Source organism: Streptosporangium sp. NPDC049046, assembly GCF_040649155.1.
Classification (GTDB): Bacteria; Actinomycetota; Actinomycetes; order Streptosporangiales; family Streptosporangiaceae; genus Streptosporangium.
The window spans coordinates 177,225-202,737 of the sequence record NZ_JBEZEZ010000002.1; the positions used below are offsets into that span (position 1 = coordinate 177,225).

Sequence of the window (25,513 nt, forward strand, 5' to 3'; positions counted from 1 at the left end):
CGGACCTCACGCCGGCCCCCGTGAGGTCGATCGAGGCAGGGTGGATTTCGCGCGGCAGGCCCTCCCGGTGTGGTCCGGCGGTTCGCCCGGCACGGCGCCGGGGCCGTGGGGCGTGATCTCGGTGAGCTCTCCCTCAACGCCCACCACGCCGTGCACCTGATGGCCGGGTCGCTGGAACCCGGCCTGGTCGGTATCCGCCGGGACCGGCCCTGATCCGGTCCTGATGCGGCTCTGATCCGCTGGGTCAGCGGGGCTCGGTGATCCAGGTGCCCCCGCGCATGACGCCGGAGACCTCCAGGTCGTCGGTGAGCACCACCAGGTCGGCCCGCTTGCCGACCGAGACGGATCCCAGGTGGTCGGCGAGTCCCAGAACCCTCGCGGGGGTGAGGGAGGCGATCTCGGACGCCTCGGCCAGGGACAGGCCCACCTCGCGCACGGCGCGGCGGAACGCGACGTCCATGGTGAGGGTGCTGCCCGCGATGGTGCCGCTCCCGGCGAGCCTGGCCTCACCGTTCACCACGTTCACCGTCATCGGGCCGAGCTCGTAGACGCCGTCGCCCATGCCCGCCGCCGCCATGGCGTCGGTGATCAGCGCGGTCCTGCCGGGCCCCGCGACCTCGAAGGCGAGGCGCGTCATGGCCGGGTGCAGGTGCACGCCGTCGTTGATCAGCTCCACCGTGACGCGCTCGTCCTGGAGCAGCGCGGCGATCGGCCCGGGATCGCGGTGGTGCAGCGGCGGCATCGCGTTGTAGAGGTGGGTCGCGACGCTGCCGCCCGCCTCGATGCCCGAGATCGTCTGCTCGTAGGTGGCGTCGCTGTGGCCGAGGGCAGCGATCACCCCGTTGGCTGTCGCCTCCCGTACGGTCTCCAGCGCGCCGGGCAGTTCGGCGGCGATGGTGATCATCCGTACGTGGCCGCGTCCGGCCTTGAGCAACCCGGCGAGCTCCGCCGGTGAGGGGTCCCGCAGCAGGGCCGGGTTGTGCGCACCGCAGCGGGCGGTGGAGATGTAGGGGCCCTCGAAGTGGATACCGGCGAGCAGGCCGTCCTCGCACAGGTCGGCGAGGGAGGCGGCGGCCCTGGCCAGATCGTCCGTGGAGGCGGTGACCAGGCTGGCCATGAGCGTGGTGGTGCCGTGACGGGCGTGCAGGTCGACGGCGAGGCTCGCCTGGTCGGGGTCCCCGGTGGGGAAGGAAGCGCCCGCCCCGCCGTGGTTGTGGATGTCGACGAAACCGGGCACGACGTACCGGCCGCCGAGACCGAGCCCGGCGCCGGGGGCCGAGCCCTGGCCCACGTGGGTGATGCGGCCGTCTTCGATGGTGAGCCAGCCTTCGTGGACACCTTCGGGGGTCACGACGCGGGCGTCGGCGAGTGTGATGCTCATGCTGCCCATCCTTGCGGGTCCCCGGGAGAACCGGCTCCCGGCACGGCCGTCGGGACCACGGGGGCAGGGATCTTCTCCCTGTGAAGCGACGTGGTGCTCGCGCTCGACTTCGGATGGCCGGTGCGCCGTCCTCAGGTGACCGGTGATATACCGGGCGCGTCTGCTTTCCGGTGAGTTGCTGGTGAAATGCTGCCGAGAACTTGGTTTCCTGATGTTCATGGGGTACGGCCTGAGTGCTGCCCGCCTTCCCTACCGGTCAGTAGTAATGCCTAGGGTAGATGGGTAGATACCTCACGTAAGGCGACAAGACGCACCCCAGGGGGTCGCACAATGACGGCGCGAATGGGCACCGGACGACTTGGTCCTGCCGAGCGGTCCGCCGCACTGGCGCAGATGGGCGCCGAAGAACTCGACGTGGTGGTGATCGGAGGCGGGGTCGTCGGAGCGGGGGTCGCCCTGGACGCGGTGACCAGGGGGTTGTCCGTCGGGCTGCTGGAGGCGCGCGACTTCGCCTCCGGCACCTCCTCCAGGTCGTCCAAGCTGATCCACGGCGGTCTGCGCTATCTGGAACAGCTCAATTTCGAGTTGGTGAGGGAGGCGCTCCAGGAACGGGCCCTGCTGCTGCAGCGGATCGCCCCTCACCTGGTCAGGCCGGTGCCGTTCTTGTTCCCGCTGACGCATTACGGCTGGGAGCGGCCCTATGTCGGCGCGGGTCTGGTGCTGTACGACACGATGGGCTTCTCCACCGGGCTCGCGAGGGGCGTACCGGGCCACAGGCACCTGTCGCGTACAAGGGCGTTGCGGCTCGCGCCCGCGCTGCGCAAGACGGCGTTCTCGGGTGCGGTGCAGTACTGGGACGCCCAGGTCGACGACGCCCGCCATGTGATGACCACGCTGCGGACGGCGGCGATGTACGGGGCGAACGTCGCCTCACGGGCGCAGGTGGTGGGTTTCCTGCGCGAGGGGGAGCGGGTCACCGGGGTCCGGGTGCGTGACCTGGAGGGCGGCAAGGAGTTCGAGGTGCGGGCCCGGCAGGTGGTGAACGCCACCGGGGTGTGGACCGACGACATCCAGGAGATGGTCGGCGGGCGCGGGCAGATCCACGTGAGGGCCTCCAAGGGCATCCACCTGGTGGTGCCGCGCGACCGGATCCACTCCCTCACCGGGATCATCCTGCGCACCGAGAAGTCGGTGCTGTTCGTCATTCCCTGGGGCCGGCACTGGATCATCGGCACCACCGACACCCGGTGGGAGCTGGACCGGGCCCACCCGGCGGCGTCGCGCTCCGACATCGACTACGTCCTCGACCACGTGAACGAGATGCTCTCGGTCCCGCTCACCCGCGAGGACGTCGAGGGTGTCTACGCGGGGCTGCGCCCGCTGCTGTCGGGGGAGTCGGAGGAGACGTCCCAGCTCTCCCGCGAGCACGTGGTGGCCCATCCCGTGCCGGGGCTGGTGATGGTGGCCGGCGGAAAATACACGACATATCGTGTTATGGCGAAGGATGCGGTCGACGCCGTGGCACACGGCCTGGACCAGCGGGTCCCGCCCTCCTGCACCGATCGCGTCCCGCTGGCCGGGGCCGAGGGCTACCAGGCGCTGTGGAACTCCCGGCAGCGGCTCGCCCAGTCCTCCGGGCTGCACGTGGCCAGGATCGAGCACCTGCTCCAGCGGTACGGGTCGATGATCGACGAGGTCCTGGCGCTGGTCGAGCAGGACCCGTCGCTGGGCAAGCCGCTCACCGGGGCCGACGACTACCTGCGGGCGGAGGTGGTCTACGCGGCGACCCACGAGGGTGCCCGGCACGTGAACGACGTGCTGACCCGGCGTACGCACATCTCGATCGAGACCTTCCACCGAGGAGTGGGCGTGGTCCAGGAGGCGGCCCAGCTGCTCGCCGGGCCACTGGGCTGGGACGCCGAGCAGATCAAGCGCGAGGTGGAGTACTACACCAAGCGCGTCGAGTCGGAACGGCTGTCCCAGGAGCAGGACACCGACCACGAGGCCGACGCCATCCGCCTCGGCGCCCCGGAGATCGTGCCGGTCGCCGTTCCCGAGACGGACTCCGTCTAGCCTCGGGGAAACCGGGAAGCGGACCTCCTCGACGGAGGTTCTCGAACCGGAGGGCTCCGCAACCGGCCCTCGCGAAGGAGGACCTCGAACCGGGAGATCGCGGAACCGGCACCCGGAAACCGGGAGGTCCCCGGGTCCCGAGAAGCTCGGGACCCGGGGACTCCGGGAGCGGGACTAGCGGGTGAAGGCCTGGAACTCGGCCGCGCGCAGGTGGTCCCTGGCGGGGCTCGCCGTGGCGCAGTCGGTGGCGGAGTTGGGGTCGGCGTCCTGTTCACCGGCGTAGACGGGGTTGCCGGTGCACTGGGTGGAGACGGCCCGCAGGGTGAGGTGGGTCGCGGTGGTCGTGGGGATCTTGAAGGACTCGATGAGCAGGTCGGCGCCGCGAGGACGCGGCCTGCGCGTCTCGAAGGCGTTGGACGGGCTGGTGTAGACGACCGAGAAGGACGCGGGTGACGAGCAGTCCTTCTTGGTGGCGTCGCAGGCCAGGACCTCGAAGGCGCGCAGGGCGCTGAAGCGGTTCTGGGTGCCGGGGTCGGCCGGGTCGCTCGGCGCGGGCGGCCTGAGCATGGCGCTGACCTGCACGCGGCGGATCTTCTCCGGCTTGGTGCCGGCCAGGTCCACGGTGACGGACCTGCCCTTGACCGGAGCGGTGAGCGAGGCCCAGTTCGTCGCCTCCGTCTCGTCGATCAGCTTGGCCTGGTTGACGCCGTCACCGGTCGCGGTCGCGCCCAGCGCCGCCGAGGCGAGGTTCTTCGGCAGCGCGAGCGGTAGCGGCAGCTTCACGCCGGGCAGCACCGCGAACTTCACCCGGGTGTGCCCGAACCCGTTGCCCACGACCACGAAGTCGTAGACCCCCGGGGTCATCTCGACGGTGTCGCCGAGTTCGGTCGCCGGGTCGGTGTCGGCCACCGGCACCACGCGGCCCTCGTAGTCGCCGACGTACAGCCGGAGCGCCGCGTCCTTCGCCTCAAGCAGCGGCTTGAGCTGGATCCTGCCGTTCTTGCCGACCGGGTCGACGAAGCTCGGCGTCGGGTCCGGGTCGTTGCTCCCCGCGCTCGCCGCACCCTGGCCGAGGCCGTGCTCGGCGAACGCGCGCCACATGATGGCCTGGTTCGCGCCGCCGAAGCGGATCACGTCGGCCGCGAGCATCGCGTCGCGGTGGTCGACGTAGCTGACCGAGCCGGAGGCCATCAGCAGCAGCGCGTCGAAGGAGACCTGCGCCCAGCGGCGGTTGCCCGGGCACTGCCCGAGCGGGGTCTTGCCCTCGGCGCACGCCTTCTGCTTGGCGGGGGTGCCTTCGCCGTACTTCTGGACGAAGGCCTTGCGCACGCCGTACTGGGTCGCCGACCAGATCTCACCGTCGGCGTGCACCTGCTGGCCGACGATGTCGTACGCGATGTCGCTGTAGTTCAGCGGGGACCTGGACATGTCGTAGTTGCGGATGCCCGCCTTCCTGTCGCCGGTGACGTAGCCGCCGGTGACGTAGGGGGTGTCGCCCGCGGGACGGTAGCCGTACTCGGAGAGGTACTCCATCGCGAACAGGTCGGAGGTGCTCTCGTTCATCGCCCCGGCCTGGGCGCCGCTCCACCCGGCGTTCGGGCCGGCGATCATGCGACCGGAGATCGCGTGGGTGTACTCGTGCCCGATCACCGACATGTCGTAGTCGCCGTCCACGCAGGGCGAGTAGAACGAGCCCGCGATCGGCTGCCACATGTACATGTTGGTGATGGGGGCGACACCGTCGGGGCCGGTGATCTGGTTGGCGTTGTCGCGCACGCTGAGCACCCGGGCGCCCGCCTGGGCGTTGCCCTGCTCGGGGTCGCCGCCGAGGCCGCCGCGCTCGCCGTTGTCGTTCTGCATGTTCCAGGCGGTCTCGGTGAAGCCGAGCCGGTAGGACCAGTCGTGCATGCGGTTGTGCATGACGTGCAGGTTGGACATCGCGGCTTCGAGGTCGGCCTCGCCCGGCTGGTCAAGGACGGCCGGGTCGCACTTGGCGGTGAACCACCTGTTGGTCCACGGGTAGACGTAGTCGCGGCTCGGGGTGGCCACGTTGCTGCGGGTGCCCACGGAGAACGCGTCGCCGCTGGCCCGGTTCTCCACGGTCTTGGCGGCGTTGCCGACGCTCGTGTTCGTCGGGGTGTTCGTGGCGTGGTCGACGTCCCACGCCTTGCCGGTGGCCGGGTCGGCGCCGATCACGTCACAGCCGGGGCCCGCCTTGGCGCACCACGTCGCGCGGGTGTCGGTGGAGGAGTAGTCGGCGGGGGGATTGGCGGTGAACGCCTTCCACCTGGGGTCGTCCGGCGCGCTGTGGTGGTCCACCAGGTTCTCGCGGGTGAGGATCTCGCCGCTGACCGCGTCCACGTGCGTCGTGTACGCGGCGGGCTCGCCCTCGCCGCCGCCGATCAGGACGACCTGGAACGCGTTGTGCGTCCCGTCGGGTGCGGGCACCGCCGTGGCGGTGACCTTCTTCACGGTGGCCGTGGCCAGGTCGATCCCGCCGTCCCTGGCCGCGATCTCCAGCGCCTGCTGCTCGGTGAGCCTGGCGGCGGGAGGCGCCTCGGAGGAGCGCGAGAGCGTCGAGGTGACGTGGAGGACCTTGCCGCCCTTCACCCCGATCACGACCTGCCCGTCCACACCCGCGGGCAGGTCGCCGAACCTCTGCCGCAGCAGTACGGCGTACCCGTCACCGATGGGGTTGGCGGCGATCTTCTCCAGTGCGTCCACGGCCTCGCCGGAGAGCCCGAAGAGGTTCTCGTTCGCCTTGAGGTAGGCTCGCGCGGCCCGCTCGGGGTCGGCGTCCAGGCCCTCGGCGAGGGGGGCGGAGTCGGTGATGACGGCCGGGGTGCCGAGGGCGTTCCACCGGATCGTCGCGGTGCTCGCGGTCGCGGATCTGGAGAGCGAGGCCGGGGGTGCGACGCTGCCGCGCCGGTTGTCCAGGTCGGGCTTGGCGCTGTGTTCCGACTGGAAGTCGTGGGGCTTGGGAGGCTGGCCACCGGGTTCGCCCTGGGCGACCCCCGGCAGGGGAATGAAGAGCGCCGCTGTGGCGGCGGCGATGACGGTAACGCGTGACCAGGGTTTGGTCGACACCGATCCTCCTGCGAAAGCTGGCCGTCGTCGGCCATGGCACACGCGGATCACGTGTGGTGGGCAAGAGGTAACACCGATTCAAGTGTCCTGACAAGATCTTGTAAAGGTGTGTATATCGGTGTTATAGGGGCTCGCAAGGCACATAACAGGACGCGCCCCCGGCGGTGGGCCGGGGGCGCGGATCCGAGGCTTCGGGAGCCGGGCTCAGGAGAAGGGGATCCACGCCTGGTCGGCGAGGTCCTTCATGTCGCTGACCTTGAGGCCCAGGTCGGAGACCGTCCACAGGCTCTCGCCGATCACGACCGAGCGGCGGATGCCGGGATCGTACGCGGCGAAGCGGGTGTTCTCCACCGGCTTGGGCCTGGGGTGACTGATCGTGCCGGTCCTGGTGACCGCGGAGTCGTCGATCCTGAGGACCAGGGCGGTCCCGTTGGTCGGCTCGGAACCTCCCCACGAGCTCAGCGGGAGGACCGCCATGCCCGTCCTGGCCCAGTACAGGAAGGCGTGCGGATCCCACTCGGCCTCCGAGCCCGAGTCCTTCTGGAACATCTGCGACAGGCGGCGCGGGTTCGCCGGGTCGCTCACGTCGAACAGGGAGACCTGGGTGCCGAGCGTACGGCCCTGCTCGCTCGCCTCCTGGCCCACACCGATCAGCCGCCCGTCACCCGCCGGGTGCAGGTACGCCGAGTAGCCGGTGATCTTCAGTTCGCCCGTCTTCCTCGGCGCGGCGGGGTCGCGCAGGTCGAGCGTGTAGAGCGGATCCACCTGCTTGAACGTCACCACGTAGCCCACCGGGCCGATGAAGCGGACCGAGTAGATCCGCTCGCCCCGCCCGAGCCCGCCGACCTCGCCGGTCTTGGCCAGGGTGTCGGCGTCGAGCACGTAGACGGCGCTTGAACTGTCCTGCCCGTTCGTCGAGGTGGTGGCGACCCGCAGGTGTCCCTCGTGCTCCGACAGGGAGTACTGGTTGAGCAGCCTGCCGGAGACCTTGCCCGAGGCGACGTAGCGGGGTGCCCCGGCCGCGGTGATGTCGAACCGGTGGACCTCGGTCTCCTCAGGCGGCTGTTCCGGGGTCGTCGCGGGCACCGGGGTGGGCGAGGCGACGGTCGGTGCGGCGGGGTCGCTCGGTGGGGTCGCGCCGGTCACCGACGGGTCGGGGACCGGTGAGGCGGGCGGCTCGGGGAGCAGGCTCGGGGCCGGCTCGGCGTTCGAGACGGACGCCGGGGTGACGGCGGGGGTGGGTGTCAAGGTCGACGCGGCGTTCGGTGTCAGGGAGGGCGCGGCGGTCGGTGCCGAGTCGGGCGCGCCGGTCGACGTCCCCGGGACGGCGGTGACGGTCGCGGAGTCGGACGGCTCGGACGGCTCGGAGGTCGCGGGAGCGTCCTCGACGATCGGCAGATCGACCGGCCGTGGCCACCACCAGCGCGGGTTGCTCGCCACGTACAGGCTGGAGCCCGTCCCGTAGACGGTGTCGCCGTCGGCCGCGACGCTGATCGGGGACGTCTCGGCGAGGGCCTGCGACAGGTCGAGGCTGTGCACGGTCAGCATCGACGTCCCCGTGTACTCCGCGGGGTGGCTGACCTGGCCGCAGTCGACCGTACGGTCCGAGGTCACGCCGTCGGCGGTCGTCAGCTCGTACTTCGGCAGCCACGCCTCGATCGGCGCCTTCGCGACGATCTCCGCGTTGCGCCGGGTGCGCTCGTTCTCCGACAGGTCGGGGCCGGGGTCGGGGAACTCGATCCGCGGCTGGCTGCGGACCACGACGCGCACCGTCGAGCCGACCATCCTCGCGTCCACGTGGGCGCCGTCGGGGGTGAGCGAGCCGATCACCTTCGGCTTCCCCGACAGGTCGACGAGGACGTAGCGCGGTCCGGGGCTCGCCGCGCGCTTGGCCGTCGCGCCGTACGGGATGATTCCGCCGCCGGAGAACAGCACCAGCGCCCGGTCGCCGCTGACCAGCAGATCGGCCGGAACCCACGCCTGCTCGGCGTCGACGAGCCTGAGCGTGCCGGTGACCTTCCTGGTCGCGGCGTCCACCACCCGCAGCACGCCGCGGTTCACGACGACGACCCGCTCGCCGTCGGTCTTCACCAGGTCGGGCTCGTCGACCCCGGCCTCGTGCGTGTTCGTGGTGGAGTGCTCGGGCGCGCCGGACCCGCTCTTGGCCGCGGCGTCGGAGGCGAGCGACCGCGCCTCCGCGTACATGACCGCGGGGCCGCCGATCCCCCAGGGGCCGACGTTCTCGGCCGTCGCCGCGCGCAGACCGGCCAGCATGTCGTCGCAGCCGCGGTAGGAGACCAGCTTGACGTCTCCCAGCTCGACCGGTGCCGTACGACCCGCGGCGGTCTTCGGTTCCGTCGAGCTGCACGCCGTGGCGAGCAGGGCCGCGGCGAGGGTGACCGCGCCGGCCGTACGAATCGATGTCCTCATGCCCCTACGACGGATCGGGAGAGCATGCGGTTCAACACCGTGCTACTCGCCGGTAGTCACGGCACGCCTCCCACGATTACGCTGCGAACATGGCCGTTCCCCCTGAAATGACACGGGCAGAGATGACACGGGTCCTCGACCCCCGCATGATCGAGCGCGTCCTACGGCACGTGACCTCCGGCGGCAGGACGCGGGAGATCACGGCGCCGTTCACCGGCGAGGTCCTCGCCGAGATGCCCGTCTCCACCGCCGACGACGTCCGCGCCGCCCACGCCTCGGCGCGACAGGCACAGCGGGAGTGGGCGGCCAGGTCCGCGCGGGAGCGTGCCGAGCCGTTCCTGCGCCTGCACGACGCCATCCTCGACCGCCGCGAGGAGATCCTCGACGTGGTCCAGTGGGAGACCGGCAAGGCCCGCAGGCACGCCTTCGAGGAGGTCCTCGACGTCGCGGGCTGCACCCTGTACTACGCGCGGCGGGCCCCCGGCCTGCTGGAGCCGAAGAAACGGGCGGGGATCCTGCCCGTCGCCACCAGGACGGTCGAGGCGCGCCGGCCCCGGGGAACGGTGGCCCTGGTCTCGCCGTGGAACTACCCGCTCTCGCTCGGCGTCACCGACGCCGTCCCCGCGCTGCTCGCGGGCAACGCCGTGGTCCACAAGCCAGACACCCAGACCGCGCTGTCCACGCTGTGGACGATCGACCTGCTCGTCTCCCTCGGCATGCCCCGCGACATCTGGCAGGTCGTCCTCGGCGACCCCGCGGAGGTGGGCGAGGCACTGCTCGACGACGCCGACTACCTGGCGTTCACCGGCTCGACCCGGGCCGGCAGGAAGATCGCCGAGGAGGCGGCGAAGCGGCTGATCGGCTGCTCGCTGGAACTCGGCGGCAAGAACCCGATGCTCGTGCTCGACGACGCCGACCTCGACGCCGCCACCCAGGGCGCGCTGCGCGCCTGCTTCACCAACGCCGGACAGCTGTGCCTCTCGGTCGAGCGGCTCTACGTCCACGACTCCGCGTACGACGCGTTCGTGGAACGGTTCGTCCGGCAGGTCGGCAACATGCGGCTCGGCGCTGGGCTCGACTGGAACGTGCAGATGGGCTCGCTCTCCTCCGCGCGGCAGCTGGAGGCGGTCGGCGCTCACGTGGACGACGCCGTCGCGAAGGGCGCCACCCTCCTCGCGGGCGGCAAGGCCCGCCCCGACCTCGGCCCGCTGTTCTACGAGCCCACCGTCCTGTCCGGCGTCGACGAGAGCATGGAGATGTGCCGCGCCGAGACCTTCGGCCCCGTCGTCGCGATCTACCGCTTCGGCGACGACGACGAGGCGGTCGAGCGGGCCAACGACACCGCGTACGGGCTCAACGCCTCCGTCTGGACCCGCGACGTGCCGCGCGGGCGGGCGCTCGCCTCCCGGATCAGGGCGGGCACGGTCAACATCAACGAGGGGTACGCCTCGGCCTACGCCTCCTACGACGCGCCCATGGGCGGCATGAAGTCCTCGGGCCTCGGCCGCCGCCACGGGACCGAGGGGCTGCTGAGATACACCGAGGGACAGACCGTCTCCAGCCAGGCGCCCTGGCTGGGCTTCGAACCGGTCCTCGGCATGGCGTACGAGAAGTACGCCGACACCCTCGCGACCGCCTTCAAGCTGATGAAGACGCTCCGCCTGAAGTGAGCGTCACGGGGCCGCCCGGGAGCGCGGAGTCGCCTGGGCCGTCCGGGGCACGAGGTTTCCCGGGCGGCCGCGCCGAAGACGCGGAGCCTGGGCCGCCGAGGGCCGTCAAGGTCGCCGGGCCGGCCGGGGCCGTCGGAGGTCGTCGTTCGAAGGGAGCCGCCGTGTTCGACCACGACGTGCTGGTGATCGGATCGGGGTTCGGCGGGAGCGTCTCGGCGCTGCGCCTGACGGAGAAGGGCTACCGGGTCGCCGTGCTCGAGGCGGGCCGCCGCTTCGACGAGACCACGCTCCCCAGGACCTCCTGGCGGATCCGCGACTTCCTGTGGGCTCCGGCGCTGGGCCTGAAGGGCATCCAGCGCATCCATGTGCTGCGGGGCGAGAAGGGCACCGGTGTGATGGTCCTGGCGGGCGCCGGGGTCGGCGGGGGCTCCCTGGTCTACGCCAACACCCTCTACGAGCCGCCGGACGCGTTCTTCCAGGACGCCCAGTGGTCGTCCATCACCGACTGGAAGGCCGAGCTCGCCCCGTACTACGACCAGGCCTCGCGCATGCTGGGCGTGACGCTCAACCCGACCGTCACCCCGGCCGACGAGGTGGTGCGCGCGGTCGCCGAACGGATGGGCGTGGGCGACACCTTCCACCTCGCGCCGGTCGGAGTCTTCTTCGGCACCCCCGGCGTCGAGGTGGACGACCCCTACTTCGGCGGCGCGGGGCCGCGCCGCAGGGGGTGCACCGAGTGCGGCGAGTGCATGACGGGCTGCCGCCACGGCGCCAAGAACACGCTGGTCAAGAACTACCTCCACCTCGCGGAGCGGGCCGGGGCGAAGGTCTTCGCCGAGGCCACGGTCACCTCGGTCGCCCCGATCGAGGGCGGCTACCGGGTCGAGGTGCGCAGGACGGGAGCGCCCTGGCGCCGCCGGGTGCTCACCGCCGAGCACGTGATCTTCGCCGCGGGGACGTACGGCACCCAGAGCCTGCTGCACCGGCTCAAATCCTCGGGTGCGCTGCCCGGCCTCTCCGACCGCCTGGGGGCCCTCACCAGGACCAACTCCGAGGCGCTGCTCGGATTCGAGCGCCTCTCGGTCACGGGGGAGAAGCTCAACCGGGGGGTGGCGATCACCTCCTCGATCCACCCCGACGCCCACACGCACATCGAGCCGGTCCGCTACGGCGACGGTTCCAACGCGATGGGCATGCTCCGCACCCTGCTCGTCGACGGAGGCGGCGCCCCGCGCTGGCTCAGGTTCCTCGGCGAGGCCATGCGCGCGCCGCGTCGGGCCGCGAGGATGTTCAACCACCGCCGGTGGTCGGAGCGCGGCATCATCGCGCTGGTCATGCAGGCCAAGGACAACTCGATCACCCTGTCCTCGCGCAGGGGCGTGTTCGGCCGCGGGCTGCGCTCGCAGCGGGGCCACGGCGACCCCAACCCCACCTGGCTGCCGGCCGGTCACGAGTTCGTCCGGCACGCGGCCGAGGAGGTCGGCGGCGTGCCCGCGGGCTCCTGGCTCGACCTGTTCGACATCCCGGCCACCGCCCACTTCCTGGGCGGCTGCGCCATCGGCGCCGGGCCGGACACCGGGGTGATCGACCCCTACCACCGCGTCCACGGCTACGCGGGGCTGCACGTCGTCGACGGCTCCGCGGTCTCCGCCAACCCGGGCGTCAACCCCTCCCTCACCATCACCGCACAGGCCGAACGTGCGATGGCGCTGTGGCCCAACCGGGGAGAGCCCGACACCCGCCCCGCCCAGGGCTCCCCGTACGCCCGCCTCACACCCGTCGCCCCGGCGAACCCCGCCGTCCCCACCGCCGCCCCCGGCGCCCTCCGCCTTCCCGTCGTCGACATCACCTGACGGGTCGCCGCGCGATTCGACGCGCCGGGTGATCTACCGCGGATTCGACAACCATCGGGCCGGACTCCAGAGAACATGGTAATTCTGTGCTGGCATCCGTCAGGGGAGCGTCATAGGCTGTTACGTGCAGACTTTGTGCACCAGAACGCAGATGACAGTGCGAAAAGCCCTGTCCCGGTAGGAGGTCTACGGTGCTTATCCGTTTCCGGATGGCCAACCACCGGTCCATCCGTAATGAGCATGAGCTGTCCCTGATCGCGACTGAGTTCGATGAGAGCGCGGGACGCAGGACCGGCCTCAAACACCGTGGGCGAGATGTTTCTGCGCAACCCGTGGCGGGCGTGTTCGGAGCCAACGCGTCGGGGAAGTCGAACCTGCTCAGTGGTTTCCGGCTCATGCGCGATGCGGTGCGAGACTCGTTCGCCGACTGGGCCAAGACGCCGGAGGTGGTTCCCCGGCAGTCCTTCAAGCTCGATCCCGCATGTCGCGAGGAGACGACCCTGTTCGAGGTGGATCTCGCCCTGGGCAGGGATCCTGTCCGCTACACCTATGGCTTCGAGCTGTCGGACGAGCGGGTGGAGGCGGAGTGGCTTCACTCATATCCACATGGTCGCCGCAACGTCTGGTTCGACCGGGAGGCGGGCCGCCCCGAGTCGGAAGGAGGGGAGTTCATCTTCAGGGGAGAGGGATTCAGAGGAGAACGGGAATCCCTGGTCAGGTTGACCCGCCCCAACGCCCTGTTCCTGTCCGTCGGCGCGACTCTCAACGATCCGCAGCTGTCCGCGATACACAGATGGTTCCTCGACAACCTGTGGTTGGTGACACCGGGAAGAGATCTCAACGCCCGGGTGGACTGGACCAAGCGGCTCCTCACCCGCTCGGATCAGGAGACGAATTACCACCAGCGGATCACTCGGTTGCTGCAATCGGCCGACCTGGGGGTCACCCGCCTCGACACGGACCCCGAGACCGGGGAGATCAGACTGTGGCATCGCACACCGGATGGCGGAGAGACCGCGTTGGACTTTCACACAGAGGAGTCCTTGGGCACCCATGCCTGGTTCGCCTTTCTCGGACCCATGCTCACCGTGCTGGACCAGGGGTCGGTCCTGCTGGTGGACGAGCTGGATTCGAGTCTGCACCCCACACTCGCGGCCGAGGTCGTACGGGTCTTCCAGGACCCCGGGTCCAACCCACACGGTGCACAACTCATCTTCACGACGCACGACGCGACCTTGCTGGGCAGCGAGGTGCTCGACAGGCCGCTCAATCGTGATCAGGTGTGGATCACGGTGAAACAGCGCTCAGGAGAGACCGAGCTGTACCCGCTGACAGAGGCCAAGCCACGTAAGGAAGAGAACCTGGAGCGCGGTTACCTGCGTGGCCGCTATGGCGGAGTGCCTCGGGTAACCGCCGGAAAAATCGTCCGTGAACTGTCCAGGCAAGAGGCGAAGGCGACGGCGTGAGCAAACGGGCGGGGAAAGAGCGCGAGCCGGGAAGGCGGAGAAGACGCGGACGCCTGGAAGACGAGCGTCCGCTGACTCCGAGACTCGGCTCGCACTCGCGTGAGGTACGGGTGCTGTACGTGGCCTGCGAGGGCGAATCCACCGAACCGGATTACCTGGATTACCTGAACGACCAGTTCGGGGACGGTGGTCAGGGGCGGCAATCCTTCCGAATCCAGCTCGTCCCCCGCAGGGATGGAAGGACGCCTTCGGGGATCGTCGAAGCCGTAAGGAAAGTCGCGGGTGAGGATGAGGCATGGGCGCTCTTCGACCGTGATCGGTGGAATGACATCCCGCAGGCGGTCAAGGCCGCCGCCGCCTCCAAGGTCGAGCTCGCCTTCTCGCACCCGTCATTCGACCTGTGGTTACTGCTGCACTTCCAGATGTTCGGAGGGGCACAGAGTGGCAATGGCAAGATCGTGGTCGAGAAGCTGCGGCAGGCCAGGGGCACGGACGCCTTCAAGGACTATGGCAAGAAGGGAGAGAAGAGCACCAAGGGTGCTCGGCGCGACGCCCTGAAAGGACGGGAGGGCAAGGCGGTGATGCATGCCCGAAGTTTGGTGACCTCCTGCCCACAGGGGTTCTGCGCGCCCGATCGTGCGAAGATCGGGCCGGTCGACCTCAAGACCGAACCTGAGCCTCCTCAAGAGTGGGCAGCTCGTTCCGGACATGCCCCGGAGTGCCAGGTCCTGCAACGCGATCCGTCCACCGACATGTGGCGCTTGTTGGTCACGCTGGGAATCGACGGGCGGAAACCCGGCAAAGGCGCGCCTGCAGAGACGGAAGCAATCTCTTCCACATCCGTCTAGGCCATTACGTGCATCTCGGATGCACGTAAGACCGGAAATTCCGGCGGATCTCAGCGGATGCCGGAGTCGGGGTGGGTGGCGTCCCAGCGGCGGCGCGACTCGGCGATGCCGTCGCGGTGCTCGGCCGACCAGTCGGCGAGGGCCCGCACCAGGTGGGTGAGGCTGTGCCCGGTCGAGGTCAGCTCGTAGTCGACCTGTGGCGGGACGACGGCGTGGACGGTCCTGGAGATCAGGCCGTCGCGCTCCAGGCGGCGTACGGTCAGGGTGAGCATCCGCTGCGAGATGCCGGGGACGGCCCGCTGGAGTTCGCGGAACCTGCGCACCCCCTGGGCCAGCTCCACGATCACCAGCACCGACCACTTGTCGCCGATCCGGTCGAGGACCTCGCGGATGCCGCAGTCCTCGTCCCCGCAGGAGACGACCGGCTCCGTGGTTACCGCGGTGTGCCCCACTGACATCGAAGTGCCTCCTTATGCCACGCGTCCTGGTTATCGATGATGGACCCGGTTACCGAAGAGAACCACTCACACGGGGAAGATTCCATGATTCTCATGACAGGGGCGACGGGCGCACTGGGGCGGCTCGTCGCCGCGCGGCTGGCGGGGCGGGACGACGTGGTGATCGGCAGCCGCGCCCCCGAGGCGGTCCCCGCGGGGACACCGAGCCGCCTGATCGACTTCGAGGACCCCGCCTCGCTGCGGGAGGGCTTCACCGGAGTCGACACGCTGCTGCTGATCTCCGCGGGCTACGGTGAGGACGACGTGGTGATCGCCAGGCACGGCGCGGCGATCGAGGCGGCGGAGAAGGCCGGGGTCTCGCACATCGTTTACACCAGCCTCAGCGCCGCCGGTGACCACCTGGCCTACGCGCTCGCCCACCGCTGGACCGAGCGCAGGCTCCGTGAGGGGACCGCGAACTGGACGATCCTGCGCAACGGCCTTTACGCCGAGCTGCTGGCGACGCTCGCGCCCGTCGTGGACGGCAGGATCACCGCGCCGCTGGGCTCAGGACGGCTCGCCGCGGTGGCCCGCGAGGACCTGGCGGACGTGGCCGCCCTGGTCGCGACCGACGCCTCCGCGCACGCGGGCCGGACCTACGAGCTGGTCGGGGAGGAGGCGGTCGGCGGCGCGGAGCTGGCCGCCGCTCTCACCGAGGCCCCCGGGAGCACCGTCTCGTACGAGCCGAGCACCCTCGCCGAGGCCCGCGAGGCGTTCACCGCCCTGGGCCTGGCGTTCTTCCAGGTCCCGATGCTGGTGGGCACCTACTCCTCGATCGCGAACGGTTTCATGGAGGGCACGGACGGCGACCTGCGAAGCCTGCTCGGTACGGCACCCCGCCCCGCCCTGGAGATCATCACCGGGAAGTCGTCCGGATAGTGCTTACTCCCGGGTTCGGGAGGGTTCGCTGAGATAGCGTCGCGGTCATGAGCGAACTCGACGGCCGCCTTCGTGCGGTGTGCGACCTCACCGTCTCAGGCGTCAGGGAAATGGCCGGGCGGCACGAGTACGACGGCCTCATCCAGGACCTCTCGCCCGAGGGGGTGCGCACCGGGCTGGCCGCGCTGGGCCGGGGACCGCTGCCCGCCGATCCGTACGACGCGGCGCACCTGCAGATCTTCGAGGAGGCCGTACGGGTGCAGTTCGGCGAGCTGGAACTGCACCGCCGCAACCCTCTGGAGCATGTGGGCAACCTCGACCTGGCCACCTACGACCGCGAGTACGCCCCCGAGGCCGAGCGGAACGCCGCCAAGCTCGCGCACCTGGCCCGCTGGCCGGAGGCGGTGGACGGCGCGATCGCCTCACTCGACCTGCTCAGCGCGCCCGTCGCGACCGCCCTGCTCGGAGTGGTGCGCGGTCTGGCCTCCGGGGTTCCCGGGGACGCCGAGGAGAGTGTGCGTGAGGCGGCGTTCAGGGCACATGCCAGGTTGGTGCAGCATGTCGAGAAGGCCGCGCACGACGGCGACCCGGACGCCTCCCTCGGCGCCGAGGGGCTCGCCAGGCTCATGAGTGGTGGTGAAGGGCTCCCGGTCGACCTGGGACGGCTCGCCGAGCGCGCCGACGCCGAGCGCGACCGCCTGATGGCCAGGCTGGCGGAGGCGTGCGCCGCGCTGGGATTCGCGGGACGGCCGCCGCTTGAGGTCGCGCGCGAGCTCGTCAGGCAGCACCCCGACCCCGACGGTGTGGTCGAGGCGGCCAGGATCGGCACCGAGAGGGCGATCGCCTTCACCAGGGAGAAGGACCTGGTGCCCTATCACGACGGGGAGTGCCTGGTCGGCATCGCGCCCGAGTCGCGCCGGTGGGGCATGGCGATGATGAACTGGTCGGCACCCGGCGAGCCGGACGGTCCCTCGTGGTACCACGTCACCCCGCCCGACCCCTCGTGGCCCGAGCGCGACATCGAGGAGTGGCTGGAGGTCTTCAGCGAGACCACGCTTCCCGCGATCAACGTGCACGAGGTCGCCCCCGGGCACTTCTCCCACGGCCGCGCCCTGCGCCACGCCCGCTCCGACGTGCGGCGGACGCTGATGTCGCTCTCCTTCGCGGAGGGCTGGGCGCACTACGCGGAGGAGCTCTGCGTCGAGGAGGACTTCGCTCCGGGTGACCCGCGCTTCGAGATCGGCGTGTGGCTGGAGGCGCTCATCAGGGTGACCCGGCTGGCCTGCGCGATCGGCGTGCACTCCGGTGCGATGACCGTCGAGGAGGGGGCCCGCCGGTTCGCCGCCGACACCCACCTCGCCGGTCCCGCGGCCCTGTCGGAGGCGGCGCGGGCCACCTTCGACCCCACCTACGGCCGCTATACCTGGGGCAAGCTGGAGATCCTCGACCTGCGTGACCGCGCCAGGGCCGAGTGGGGTCCCGGCTTCGGTCTCAACCGCTTCCACACCGCGATGCTCGACCTCGGCTCCCCGCCCCTCGGCCTCCTCGGCCACGCCCTTCAGGCCCGCCCCAACGTCCGATAGCTCCATCCGGCCTCACCCCACAGGTCGGGGTCGAGGGCCGCTCGACCATCGACGACGATCGGAACGGCGGCCGATCCCACCAGTTTGGTGGGGTCGGCATCGTTCCCCAGGTAAGGGTCTCGGTGCTCCCGTAGGCTCCCTGAGTCACTACAGAGACCAGGGAGGCAGCCGTGACGCACGGGGTGCAGGAGATCGAGGTCAAATACCGGGTGAGTGACCTGGCGGCACTGGAGGACGCTCTCGCGCAACGGGGAGCGCTGCTGTCGGCGCCCACGCACCAGGACGACCAGGCGTACGCCGAAGACGGGTGGACCTACGCCGACTCCAAGATCGGCCGGTCGTTCGCCCGGCTACGCACCCAGAGCGGCCAACACCTGTTCACTGTGAAGCGGCCCGTGGACAACTCCATGGCATGCCTGGAGCACGAAACCGCGGTCGCCGACCGTGAACAGATGCACCACGCCATCACCCTCATGGGATTCCACCCCACGGTCCGGATCGTGAAGACCCGCCGCACCGCGGCGTTGGGGGACATGACGATCTGCGTTGACGAGGTGGAGCACGCCGGGGCCTTCGTGGAGATCGAGCGCACGGTGAGCGGGCAGGAGTCCGGCACCGCCGTGCAGGCCGAGCTGGACGGCTTCGCGCGGTCGCTCGGCGTCGCCCTGGAGCGAATGACCGACACCTACGACTCGCTGGTACGCGCCGCGCTGACCCCGGCCTAGAACAGCGGCAGCTCGCCGGATCCGGTCGGGTCGGTGCACGGCAAGAGGGCCGCTTTCACGTCCATGACGAGCTGGACCGCCGCGTGATCCGTCAGCTTCTCCTGCCTGGTCTCGTGCAGGTACGTACACGAGCGCACGAGGCCGGCCAGGGTCGGGCCGACGTGGAAGTAGTCGTAGCGGTAGCCGTCGCCGGTGCGGCCGATCCAGCTGTAGGCATGCACGCCCGGCGAACAATGGCTATGAGCGTCGAGGAATCCCCGGGCCTCCAGGGTGGCCAGCATGGCGAACTCGAACGGCAGGAACCCCGGGTGCAGCGGGTCGTGGTCGGCGGCGATCACGTTGTAGTCGCCGCCGATCACCAGGTGGTCGTGCTGTTCGGCCGGTAGAGCCTCCAGCGCCTCCAGCAGCGACGCGATGAACGTCTGCTTGCGGACGGTCTTGGTCTGGCCGCGGTCGCGGCTGGGCACGTACACCGCCAGGAACCACGTCCGCGGCTGGGTATCGAGCGCCGCCATGGCGACCCGGCACGGAATGCTCGCCGAGCAGCTACTCAGACCGGCGACGACGAGTTCGTGGCCGCAGCCCACGCCTACGAAGCCATCCAAGCGCTCTACGAAGGCCGGCCTTTGGTGCTGGTGGTGTCACGCACCGACAAGGCTCTCGCCCTCACCGCCGACCGGCCAGGCCGGGCCGCAGCCGCAGCGCTCGGTGCCCGTGCTCACGCACTCGCGCTCATGGGAGACCATGCAGGGGCGCGTGCCAGTTTGAACCGGCAGGCTGATGTGTTCGCCACGCTCCCCGATTCCGTCACCGGCAACGAAACCCTGGAGGGCTGGCCAGAGCCCCGACTGCTGCACACCCGCTCTCTCGTCATGACCCTGACCGAGGACTCCTTGGCGGCATCCGCACAGCAGGAGGCACTCCGCGCTTACCCACCCAGCCATAAGCGGCAAATCGCGCAAATCCGCCTGCACCAGGCGACAACGGCAGTCGTGGACGGAGACGTCACCGAAGGGCTGAACCAAGCCGCCGCAATCGTGGAGAGCATCGCGCCAGAGGACATGTCACAGTTTGTGCTGCACGTCGCTCGCGGTGTGGCTGACGCTGTCCCGCCGGGCCATAAAGCGCAACCCGCCATAACCGCGTACCGGGAACGGCTCGCCCTGAACGCAGCGAAAGAGGACATGTGACCGACATCGAATACCAGCACGTAACTGGTGACGCCGCAGCCGAGATACTTACCGATGAGTATGTGAGCCTGTATCTGGTGAACCACGCCGAACCGCCCTATTTGTCCGGGCCGCTCTACAGTCGCGAAAGATTTCTTCAGCGCACGGGCCAGCAGGTGACGAGTGACAGTTTCACCCTGGTGTCGGCGCGATCCGGGGCGCAGCTTGTGGGCTTCAGTTTCGGCTTCGCGTTCGCGGCAGGCCGATGGTGGGGAGGGGAGGCCACGCTCCCCACCCCGGAAGTGATGGCCGCACCCAAGTTCGCGGTGATCGAGCTGAACGTTCACCAGGACTACCGATGGCGCGGTATCGGTCGGCAGCTCCTGGAGACGCTGCTCACCCAGCAGAGCACGCCCTACGCGACGCTGCTGGCCAATCCCGCCGCTCCCGCGCACGCCATGTACCAGCGGTGGGGGTGGAAACTGGTGGGCCCCGTACGGCCCGCGCCCGACGCCCGAGTTTCCGATGCCCTGCTGCTGGAGCTGGACGGACAGTAGCCGTTAGGAGCGCCGGTGGCATCCCGCCCCCTTCGCCGAGAAACAGATCCATCAATCGGTGTCCGGACTACTGGGGGATGCTCACGACGGCGGTGGCGCGCCGTTGAAGACCAGGTAGATGCCGGGGATGAGGGACGCTTCGTCGCTGGCTGGTGGTGGGCTTCACGTTGGCCTTGGGGGCCATCGATCGTCAGGGAGAGCACGAACCGGAGGAGCGCGAGGTGTGAATCAGCGGCCTGGAGGTACGACGATCCGTGAACCATCGGGCTGGGAGGAAGCGCCATGCGGGAGTTTTCGGGCAAGGTCGCGGTCGTCACGGGGGCGGGCGGCGGGATCGGGAGAGCGCTCGCGCTGGGCCTGGCCGCGGAGGGGATGTCCCTCATGCTCGCCGACGTCGAGCCGGGAGATCTCGCGGACACCGCCTCACTGGTGGAGGCGAGCACCGACGGAGGCAAGGTCCTCACCGAGATCACCGACGTCTCCGACCCGGTGGCCGTGGAGCACCTCGCCGACCGTACGTTCGGCGAGCTGGGCGCGGTTCACGTGCTGTGCAACAACGCGGGGGTCTTCCAGGGCGGCCGGATGTGGACGAGGGAGCCGGAGGACTTCGCCTGGCCGCTCGGGGTGAACCTGTGGGGCATCCTCCACGGCATCCGGGCCTTCGTGCCCCGCATGATCGACCAGGACACCGAGGGGCACGTCCTCAACACCGTCTCCGCCGCGGGACTGTTCGCCATCCCCTACCTGGGGCCCTATTCGGTCTCGAAGTACGCCGCGTTCGCCGCCTCGCAGTCCCTCGCCCAGGATCTCGCGACGGCCGGCTCCAGGCTCCGGGTGACCGCGCTGTGCCCCGGCGGGGTGCGTACCGGCCTCAACCACTCTGGCCGCCACCGGCCGGAGAACCTGGTGGCCGCCGGACGCGCCGAGGACGAGGACGAGGAGGTCTCCGCCGCGATCATCGGCGGCCTGGTGGAGGAGGGCATCGACCCGGCCGAGGTGGCCCGCGCCGCGGTGGCCGCCATCCGCGAGGAGCGTTTCCTGGTCCTCACCCACCCGGGTTACGCGGAGATCCTGCGTGAGCAGACCGAGGCACTGATCGCCGGGGCGCTGCCCTCGTTCTCCGGCCGGGGGGACCGTGCGGGTGGGCGCGACGGCGGGGGAGGCATTCCGGGGCGCGGGTAGAGGGCTGTGGGGCCCTTTCCAGGCGCGGGTGGAGGGGAATTCCTTTCTGTCGCGGACGGGGAGGAGTCCTTCCTGGTCCGGGTGAGCGGGGCGGCGGGAGATCTTTTCGGCTGTGAGCAGGCGGGCTGACGGGCGCCGATAGACTGGGGACACCGCTCTGTTCCTTTTGGGGGTCTTGGTGTCTGAGTTCGACACGGTCCTGGTCGTCGACTTCGGCGCGCAGTACGCGCAGCTGATCGCGCGAAGGGTGCGTGAATGCCACGTCTACTCCGAGATCGTCCCCTCGACGATGCCGGTCGAGGAGATGATGGCGAAGAAGCCCAAGGCGATCATCCTGTCCGGCGGCCCCTCCTCGGTGTACGCCGAGGGCGCCCCCGCCGCCCCCGCGGGCCTGTTCGAGACCGGCGTGCCGACCTTCGGCATCTGCTACGGCTTCCAGGTCATGGCCCAGGAACTGGGCGGAAAGGTGGCCAGGACCGGCACCGCCGAGTACGGCGGCACCCACCTCGACGTCGAGGAGGAGGGTGTGCTCTTCGCGGGGCTGCCCGCCGCGCAGTCGGTCTGGATGTCCCACGGTGACAGCGTCTCCGCCGCCCCCGAGGGGTTCACGGTCACCGCCGCGACGGCCCAGACGCCCGTCGCCGCCTTCGAGCACCCCGAGCTGGGCCTGTACGGCGTCCAGTTCCACCCCGAGGTCCTCCACTCCGAGCACGGTCAGACCGTGTTGAAGCACTTCCTGGACGCGGCGGGCTGCCGTCCCTCCTGGACGATGGTCAACATCGTCGAGGACGCGGTCGAGGCGATCCGCGCCCAGATCGGCCCCAAGGGTCGCGCCATCTGCGGTCTGTCCGGCGGGGTCGACTCCGCGGTGGCCGCCGCCATGGTCCAGCGGGCGATCGGCGACCGGCTGACCTGCGTCTTCGTCGATCACGGGCTGCTGCGCAAGGGTGAGGCGGAGCAGGTCGAGCGCGACTTCGTGGCCGTCACCGGCGTCAAGCTGCGCGTGGTCGACGCCCACGAGCGCTTTCTGAAGGCGCTCGACGGGGTCGTCGACCCCGAGGAGAAGCGCAAGATCATTGGTCGCGAGTTCATCAGGGTCTTCGAGGACGAGCAGCGCGCCATCCTCGCCGACGGCCCCGTCGACTTCCTCGTCCAGGGCACTCTTTACCCCGACGTGGTCGAGTCCGGCGGCGGCACCGGCACCGCCAACATCAAGTCCCACCATAACGTCGGCGGCCTCCCCGACGATCTCCGCTTCTCGCTGGTGGAGCCGCTCCGGGCTCTGTTCAAGGACGAGGTGCGCCGGGCGGGGGAGCAGCTGGGCCTGCCCGCCGCGATGGTCTGGCGCCAGCCGTTCCCCGGCCCCGGGCTGGGCATCCGCATCATCGGCGCGGTGAACCGCGAGCGTCTGGAGATCCTCCGCGAGGCGGACGCCATCGCCCGCGAGGAGCTCTCGCGCGCCGGTCTCGACCGGGACATCTGGCAGTGCCCGGTCGTCCTGCTCGCCGACGTCCGTTCGGTGGGCGTCCAGGGCGACGGCCGCACCTACGGTCACCCGGTCGTCCTGCGCCCGGTCTCCAGCGAGGACGCGATGACCGCCGACTGGTCGCGTGTCCCGTACGACGTGCTCGCCCGCGTCTCCACCCGCATCACGAACGAGGTCCGCGAGGTCAACAGGGTGGTGCTCGACGTGACCAGCAAGCCCCCGGGCACCATCGAGTGGGAGTAGCCGCCTCGGCGGGCGACGGGGGAGGGATCTCCTCGGCGGTTGGCGCCGTTTGGCGGTGGGCCGGAAGGTAAGTTGGGGTGGGTGTCTTCCACCACCCCCATCGGCGCAGACTCCCCCAAGACCGCCGTCGCCCGCCTGGCGTGGCTCGACGCGTTGCGTGGCATCGGCGCGGTCGCCGTGTTGCTGGAGCACATGCTGCCCTGGTTCATGCCCGCCCTGAGACCGTACTGGTTCAACCTCGGGATGTACGGCGTCCTGGTGTTCTTCCTGGTCAGCGGATACATCATCCCGGTCTCGCTGGAGCGGCACGGCGATGTCAGGGCGTTCTGGATCAGCCGCGTGTTCCGGCTCTACCCGATCTACCTGCTGGTCTCGGCGTTCGTCCTGGTGACGGCGTTCTGGATGCCCGTCCGCGAGCAGGTGCCCAGGGACCTGTCGTCGGTGGCCGCGCACGCCACGATGCTGCTGGACGTGGTGGGCAGAGGCGGCCTCGCCGACACCATGTGGACGCTCTCCTACGAGATGGTCTTCTACCTGGTCGTCACCGCGCTGTTCGTCGGCGGGCTGCACCGCGCGAGCGGGACCTTCGCGGTGGGCTTCGGTGCCGTCGCGGTCGCGGTGGGGCTGGTGCTGACGGCACCGCTGCTACAGGGCCCCTGGCCCGCGTACGTGTCCGGGGTGCTGTTCTTCGTGGGACTGGCGGGCCTGATCGGCGGCCGGTTCAGGAGGACCGCCGCGTACGTCCTCGGCGCGACGGCGCTGGTGCTTCTGATCTTTTCGAGTTTCGTGCCGTGGTTCGGTGCGGCGATCCTGTCGGTGATGTTCGCCGGGACCGCGATCCGCCGTTGGGAGCAGGGCTCGGGTGGGCTCTGGCCGGTGGCGGCGGCGACCGTGCTCGTGGCGCTGGCGCCGGTCTGGGCGGAGCAGGCGGGCTGGTGGTGGGTGCAGCCGGGGCCGTGGTTCACCACCATCGCGCTGGCCGGGGCGTCGTTCGCGGGTGCGATGGCCCTGCGCGAGCGCCGGCTGCCCAGGTTCCTCGTCTGGCTGGGCCTGGTCAGCTACTCGGTCTACCTGCTGCACCACCCGCTCCTGCGGATCGCGCACGTCGTCGTCGGTGACGTGCGGAACGCGGGGCAGGTGGTGCAGGTCTCACTGTCGGTGGCGTTCGTGCTGGTGGTGCTCGGCCTGAGCCTGCTCACCTACCGCTACGTGGAGCTTCCCATGCAGCGGCTGGGCAGGCGGGTGGCCCGGAGGCCGTCCTCCAGCGAGGTCGCCCCCGCGCGGTGAGGGTTTCGGCTCAGGAGCCGTCCTCGGGGGACTGGGCGTAGTCCTCGGGGTCGCCGGTGGGCGACTCGGTGGGCAGGTCCTTGTCCTTCTCGGAGCCGACGGGGTAGACGTCCCCGGGCTGGGTGGCCTTGGCGCCGCGCAGCGAGGAGACGGCCACCACGTGGTAGCCCTGCTTCTGGAGCGCGGTCAGCAGCTTCGGCATCACCTTGACGGTCTGCTCCACCCAGTCGTGCATGAGGATGACCCCGTCACGCTTGGCGTTCTTGAGCACCTCGTCGTAGATGGCCTTCTCGTTCTTGGTCGCCCAGTCTCGTGAGCCGCCGTTCCACAGGATGATCGGCATGTTCATCTGGGTGGCGATCGCCGAGACCCGCTCGTCGAACTCGCCGTAGGGCGGGCGAATCGTCGTCGGGTACTTGCCGGTGACCTTCTTGACGATGTCCTGGGTCTTGGTGAGTTCCTCGCGGATCTTGTCTTCCGAGATCTCCCGCAGGTGCGGGTGGGTGTAGCTGTGGTTACCGATGTCATGGCCTTCGGTGACCATCCGCTTGGCGAACGCGGGGCGGGACTTCACGTACTGGCCCTCAAGGAAGAACGTCGCCTTGGACTTGTACTTCTTGAAGGTGTCGAGCAGCTTGTCCGCGTACTTGCCGGGGCCGTCGTCGAAGGTGAGCGCGATGCACTTCACCTTCCCGCAGTCCACGGGCTTCGGCTTCGGCGCGGGCTTGGCCTTGGGGGCGGGCTTGGCCTTGCTCGCCGTGGTGGCCTTCGGTTCGGGCTTCTCCGCGCTCCACGCGGTGGTCGGGACGGAAATCATGGCCAGCGCACAGGATGTGGCCAGCAACATTCGGACAGGAGACTTCATGAGGGGAGCTCCGGGTCAAATCGACGTCGGTCGAATGGGCATCCTATCGAGGTGCCTGATGCCTCCTGGGGCAGAAGCGTCACGATGTCCTGTGAAAGGCACGCTCTCCCGCGGCCGGGGCATGCCGTCTTCGCTCAGCACAAACTTGACGTTTCCCCAGGTCATGAGTGTGTATAGCGGGTCGTGGGCGTGCGGGTCGCACCTCGGACGTATTCGATGATGGGCGTCGGTC

20 protein-coding genes are annotated in these 25,513 nt (G+C 69.9%); 14 read left to right on the top strand and 6 right to left on the bottom strand.

Features of this window, described 5'->3' with window-relative positions:
• Nucleotides 1-69: 69 nt before the first annotated feature.
• Nucleotides 70-213 (top strand): hypothetical protein, encoded by a 144-nt coding sequence (locus AB0B96_RS03265; RefSeq protein WP_362896066.1) that lies wholly within the window; start codon nt 70-72, stop codon nt 211-213.
• A gap of 31 nt (nt 214-244) precedes the next feature.
• On the opposite strand, the gene nagA is transcribed toward AB0B96_RS03265, so the two are convergent.
• Complete coding sequence (nagA, locus tag AB0B96_RS03270) at nt 245-1,381, bottom strand: N-acetylglucosamine-6-phosphate deacetylase (protein ID WP_362896068.1); 1,137 nt, start codon at nt 1,379-1,381, stop codon at nt 245-247.
• A gap of 330 nt (nt 1,382-1,711) precedes the next feature.
• Between nagA and AB0B96_RS03275 the strand changes: the two genes are divergently transcribed.
• Nucleotides 1,712-3,454 carry a glycerol-3-phosphate dehydrogenase/oxidase gene (locus AB0B96_RS03275; RefSeq protein WP_362896070.1) on the top strand — a complete coding sequence of 581 codons (1,743 nt, stop codon included), beginning with the start codon at nt 1,712-1,714 and terminating at the stop codon, nt 3,452-3,454.
• Nucleotides 3,455-3,628: 174 nt separating this feature from the next.
• On the opposite strand, the gene AB0B96_RS03280 is transcribed toward AB0B96_RS03275, so the two are convergent.
• Both AB0B96_RS03280 and AB0B96_RS03285 read right to left on the bottom strand, forming a co-directional pair.
• Nucleotides 3,629-6,541: a M36 family metallopeptidase gene (locus tag AB0B96_RS03280; RefSeq protein WP_362896072.1), complete on the bottom strand. Its 2,913-nt coding sequence runs from the start codon at nt 6,539-6,541 to the stop codon at nt 3,629-3,631.
• A gap of 204 nt (nt 6,542-6,745) precedes the next feature.
• Nucleotides 6,746-8,971 (bottom strand): beta-propeller domain-containing protein, encoded by a 2,226-nt coding sequence (locus AB0B96_RS03285; protein WP_362896074.1) that lies wholly within the window; start codon nt 8,969-8,971, stop codon nt 6,746-6,748.
• Nucleotides 8,972-9,060: 89 nt separating this feature from the next.
• On the opposite strand from AB0B96_RS03285, the gene AB0B96_RS03290 reads away from it, so the two are divergent.
• From AB0B96_RS03290 to AB0B96_RS03305, 4 genes are all read left to right on the top strand, one after another.
• A complete protein-coding gene (locus tag AB0B96_RS03290; RefSeq protein ID WP_362896076.1) occupies nt 9,061-10,641 on the top strand; it encodes a succinic semialdehyde dehydrogenase in 1,581 nt (526 codons plus the stop codon).
• Between the two features lie 161 nt (nt 10,642-10,802).
• Nucleotides 10,803-12,494, top strand: coding sequence for a GMC family oxidoreductase (locus AB0B96_RS03295; RefSeq protein ID WP_362896078.1), 1,692 nt, complete (start codon nt 10,803-10,805; stop codon nt 12,492-12,494).
• Between the two features lie 341 nt (nt 12,495-12,835).
• Nucleotides 12,836-13,960, top strand: a complete 1,125-nt coding sequence (locus AB0B96_RS03300) for an AAA family ATPase (protein ID WP_362896080.1) — start codon at nt 12,836-12,838, stop codon at nt 13,958-13,960.
• Nucleotides 13,957-14,808, top strand: a complete 852-nt coding sequence (locus tag AB0B96_RS03305) for an RloB family protein (RefSeq protein WP_362896082.1) — start codon at nt 13,957-13,959, stop codon at nt 14,806-14,808. Before AB0B96_RS03300 ends, AB0B96_RS03305 begins: the two co-directional genes overlap by 4 nt.
• Nucleotides 14,809-14,858: 50 nt before the next feature.
• Here AB0B96_RS03305 and AB0B96_RS03310 read toward each other — a convergent pair whose 3' ends face one another.
• On the bottom strand, nt 14,859-15,266 hold the full coding sequence (locus tag AB0B96_RS03310) for a helix-turn-helix domain-containing protein (protein ID WP_362896084.1): 408 nt from the start codon (nt 15,264-15,266) through the stop codon (nt 14,859-14,861).
• 93 nt (nt 15,267-15,359) lie between these two features.
• Between AB0B96_RS03310 and AB0B96_RS03315 the strand changes: the two genes are divergently transcribed.
• From AB0B96_RS03315 to cyaB, 3 genes are all read left to right on the top strand, one after another.
• Nucleotides 15,360-16,184 (top strand): NAD(P)H-binding protein, encoded by an 825-nt coding sequence (locus tag AB0B96_RS03315; protein WP_362896086.1) that lies wholly within the window; start codon nt 15,360-15,362, stop codon nt 16,182-16,184.
• Nucleotides 16,185-16,231: 47 nt separating this feature from the next.
• Complete coding sequence (locus tag AB0B96_RS03320) at nt 16,232-17,767, top strand: DUF885 family protein (protein ID WP_362896088.1); 1,536 nt, start codon at nt 16,232-16,234, stop codon at nt 17,765-17,767.
• Nucleotides 17,768-17,937: 170 nt separating this feature from the next.
• Nucleotides 17,938-18,492, top strand: coding sequence for a class IV adenylate cyclase (cyaB, locus tag AB0B96_RS03325; protein ID WP_362896090.1), 555 nt, complete (start codon nt 17,938-17,940; stop codon nt 18,490-18,492).
• On the opposite strand, the gene AB0B96_RS03330 is transcribed toward cyaB, so the two are convergent.
• The gene (locus AB0B96_RS03330) at nt 18,489-19,007 is read right to left on the bottom strand and encodes a hypothetical protein (RefSeq protein WP_362896092.1); all 519 of its coding nucleotides are present in this window, start codon (nt 19,005-19,007) and stop codon (nt 18,489-18,491) included. The two genes, cyaB and AB0B96_RS03330, sit on opposite strands and share 4 nt — an antisense overlap.
• Before the next feature lie 57 nt (nt 19,008-19,064).
• Here AB0B96_RS03330 and AB0B96_RS03335 point away from each other — a divergent pair, with 57 nt between their 5' ends.
• The 5 genes from AB0B96_RS03335 (at nt 19,065) to AB0B96_RS03355 (ending at nt 24,416) form a co-directional block, all read left to right on the top strand.
• Nucleotides 19,065-19,682, top strand: a complete 618-nt coding sequence (locus tag AB0B96_RS03335) for a hypothetical protein (protein WP_362896094.1) — start codon at nt 19,065-19,067, stop codon at nt 19,680-19,682.
• On the top strand, nt 19,679-20,218 hold the full coding sequence (locus tag AB0B96_RS03340; protein ID WP_362896096.1) for a GNAT family N-acetyltransferase: 540 nt from the start codon (nt 19,679-19,681) through the stop codon (nt 20,216-20,218). The genes AB0B96_RS03335 and AB0B96_RS03340 overlap by 4 nt, the downstream gene beginning before the upstream one ends.
• 282 nt (nt 20,219-20,500) lie before the next feature.
• Nucleotides 20,501-21,400, top strand: a complete 900-nt coding sequence (locus tag AB0B96_RS03345) for an SDR family NAD(P)-dependent oxidoreductase (RefSeq protein ID WP_362896098.1) — start codon at nt 20,501-20,503, stop codon at nt 21,398-21,400.
• 178 nt (nt 21,401-21,578) lie between these two features.
• The gene (guaA, locus tag AB0B96_RS03350) at nt 21,579-23,129 is read left to right on the top strand and encodes a glutamine-hydrolyzing GMP synthase (RefSeq protein WP_362896100.1); all 1,551 of its coding nucleotides are present in this window, start codon (nt 21,579-21,581) and stop codon (nt 23,127-23,129) included.
• Between the two features lie 81 nt (nt 23,130-23,210).
• On the top strand, nt 23,211-24,416 hold the full coding sequence (locus AB0B96_RS03355; RefSeq protein WP_362896102.1) for an acyltransferase: 1,206 nt from the start codon (nt 23,211-23,213) through the stop codon (nt 24,414-24,416).
• A 10-nt stretch (nt 24,417-24,426) separates the two neighbouring features.
• Here AB0B96_RS03355 and AB0B96_RS03360 read toward each other — a convergent pair whose 3' ends face one another.
• On the bottom strand, nt 24,427-25,263 hold the full coding sequence (locus AB0B96_RS03360; protein WP_362896104.1) for a polysaccharide deacetylase family protein: 837 nt from the start codon (nt 25,261-25,263) through the stop codon (nt 24,427-24,429).
• Nucleotides 25,264-25,513 lie beyond the last annotated feature (250 nt).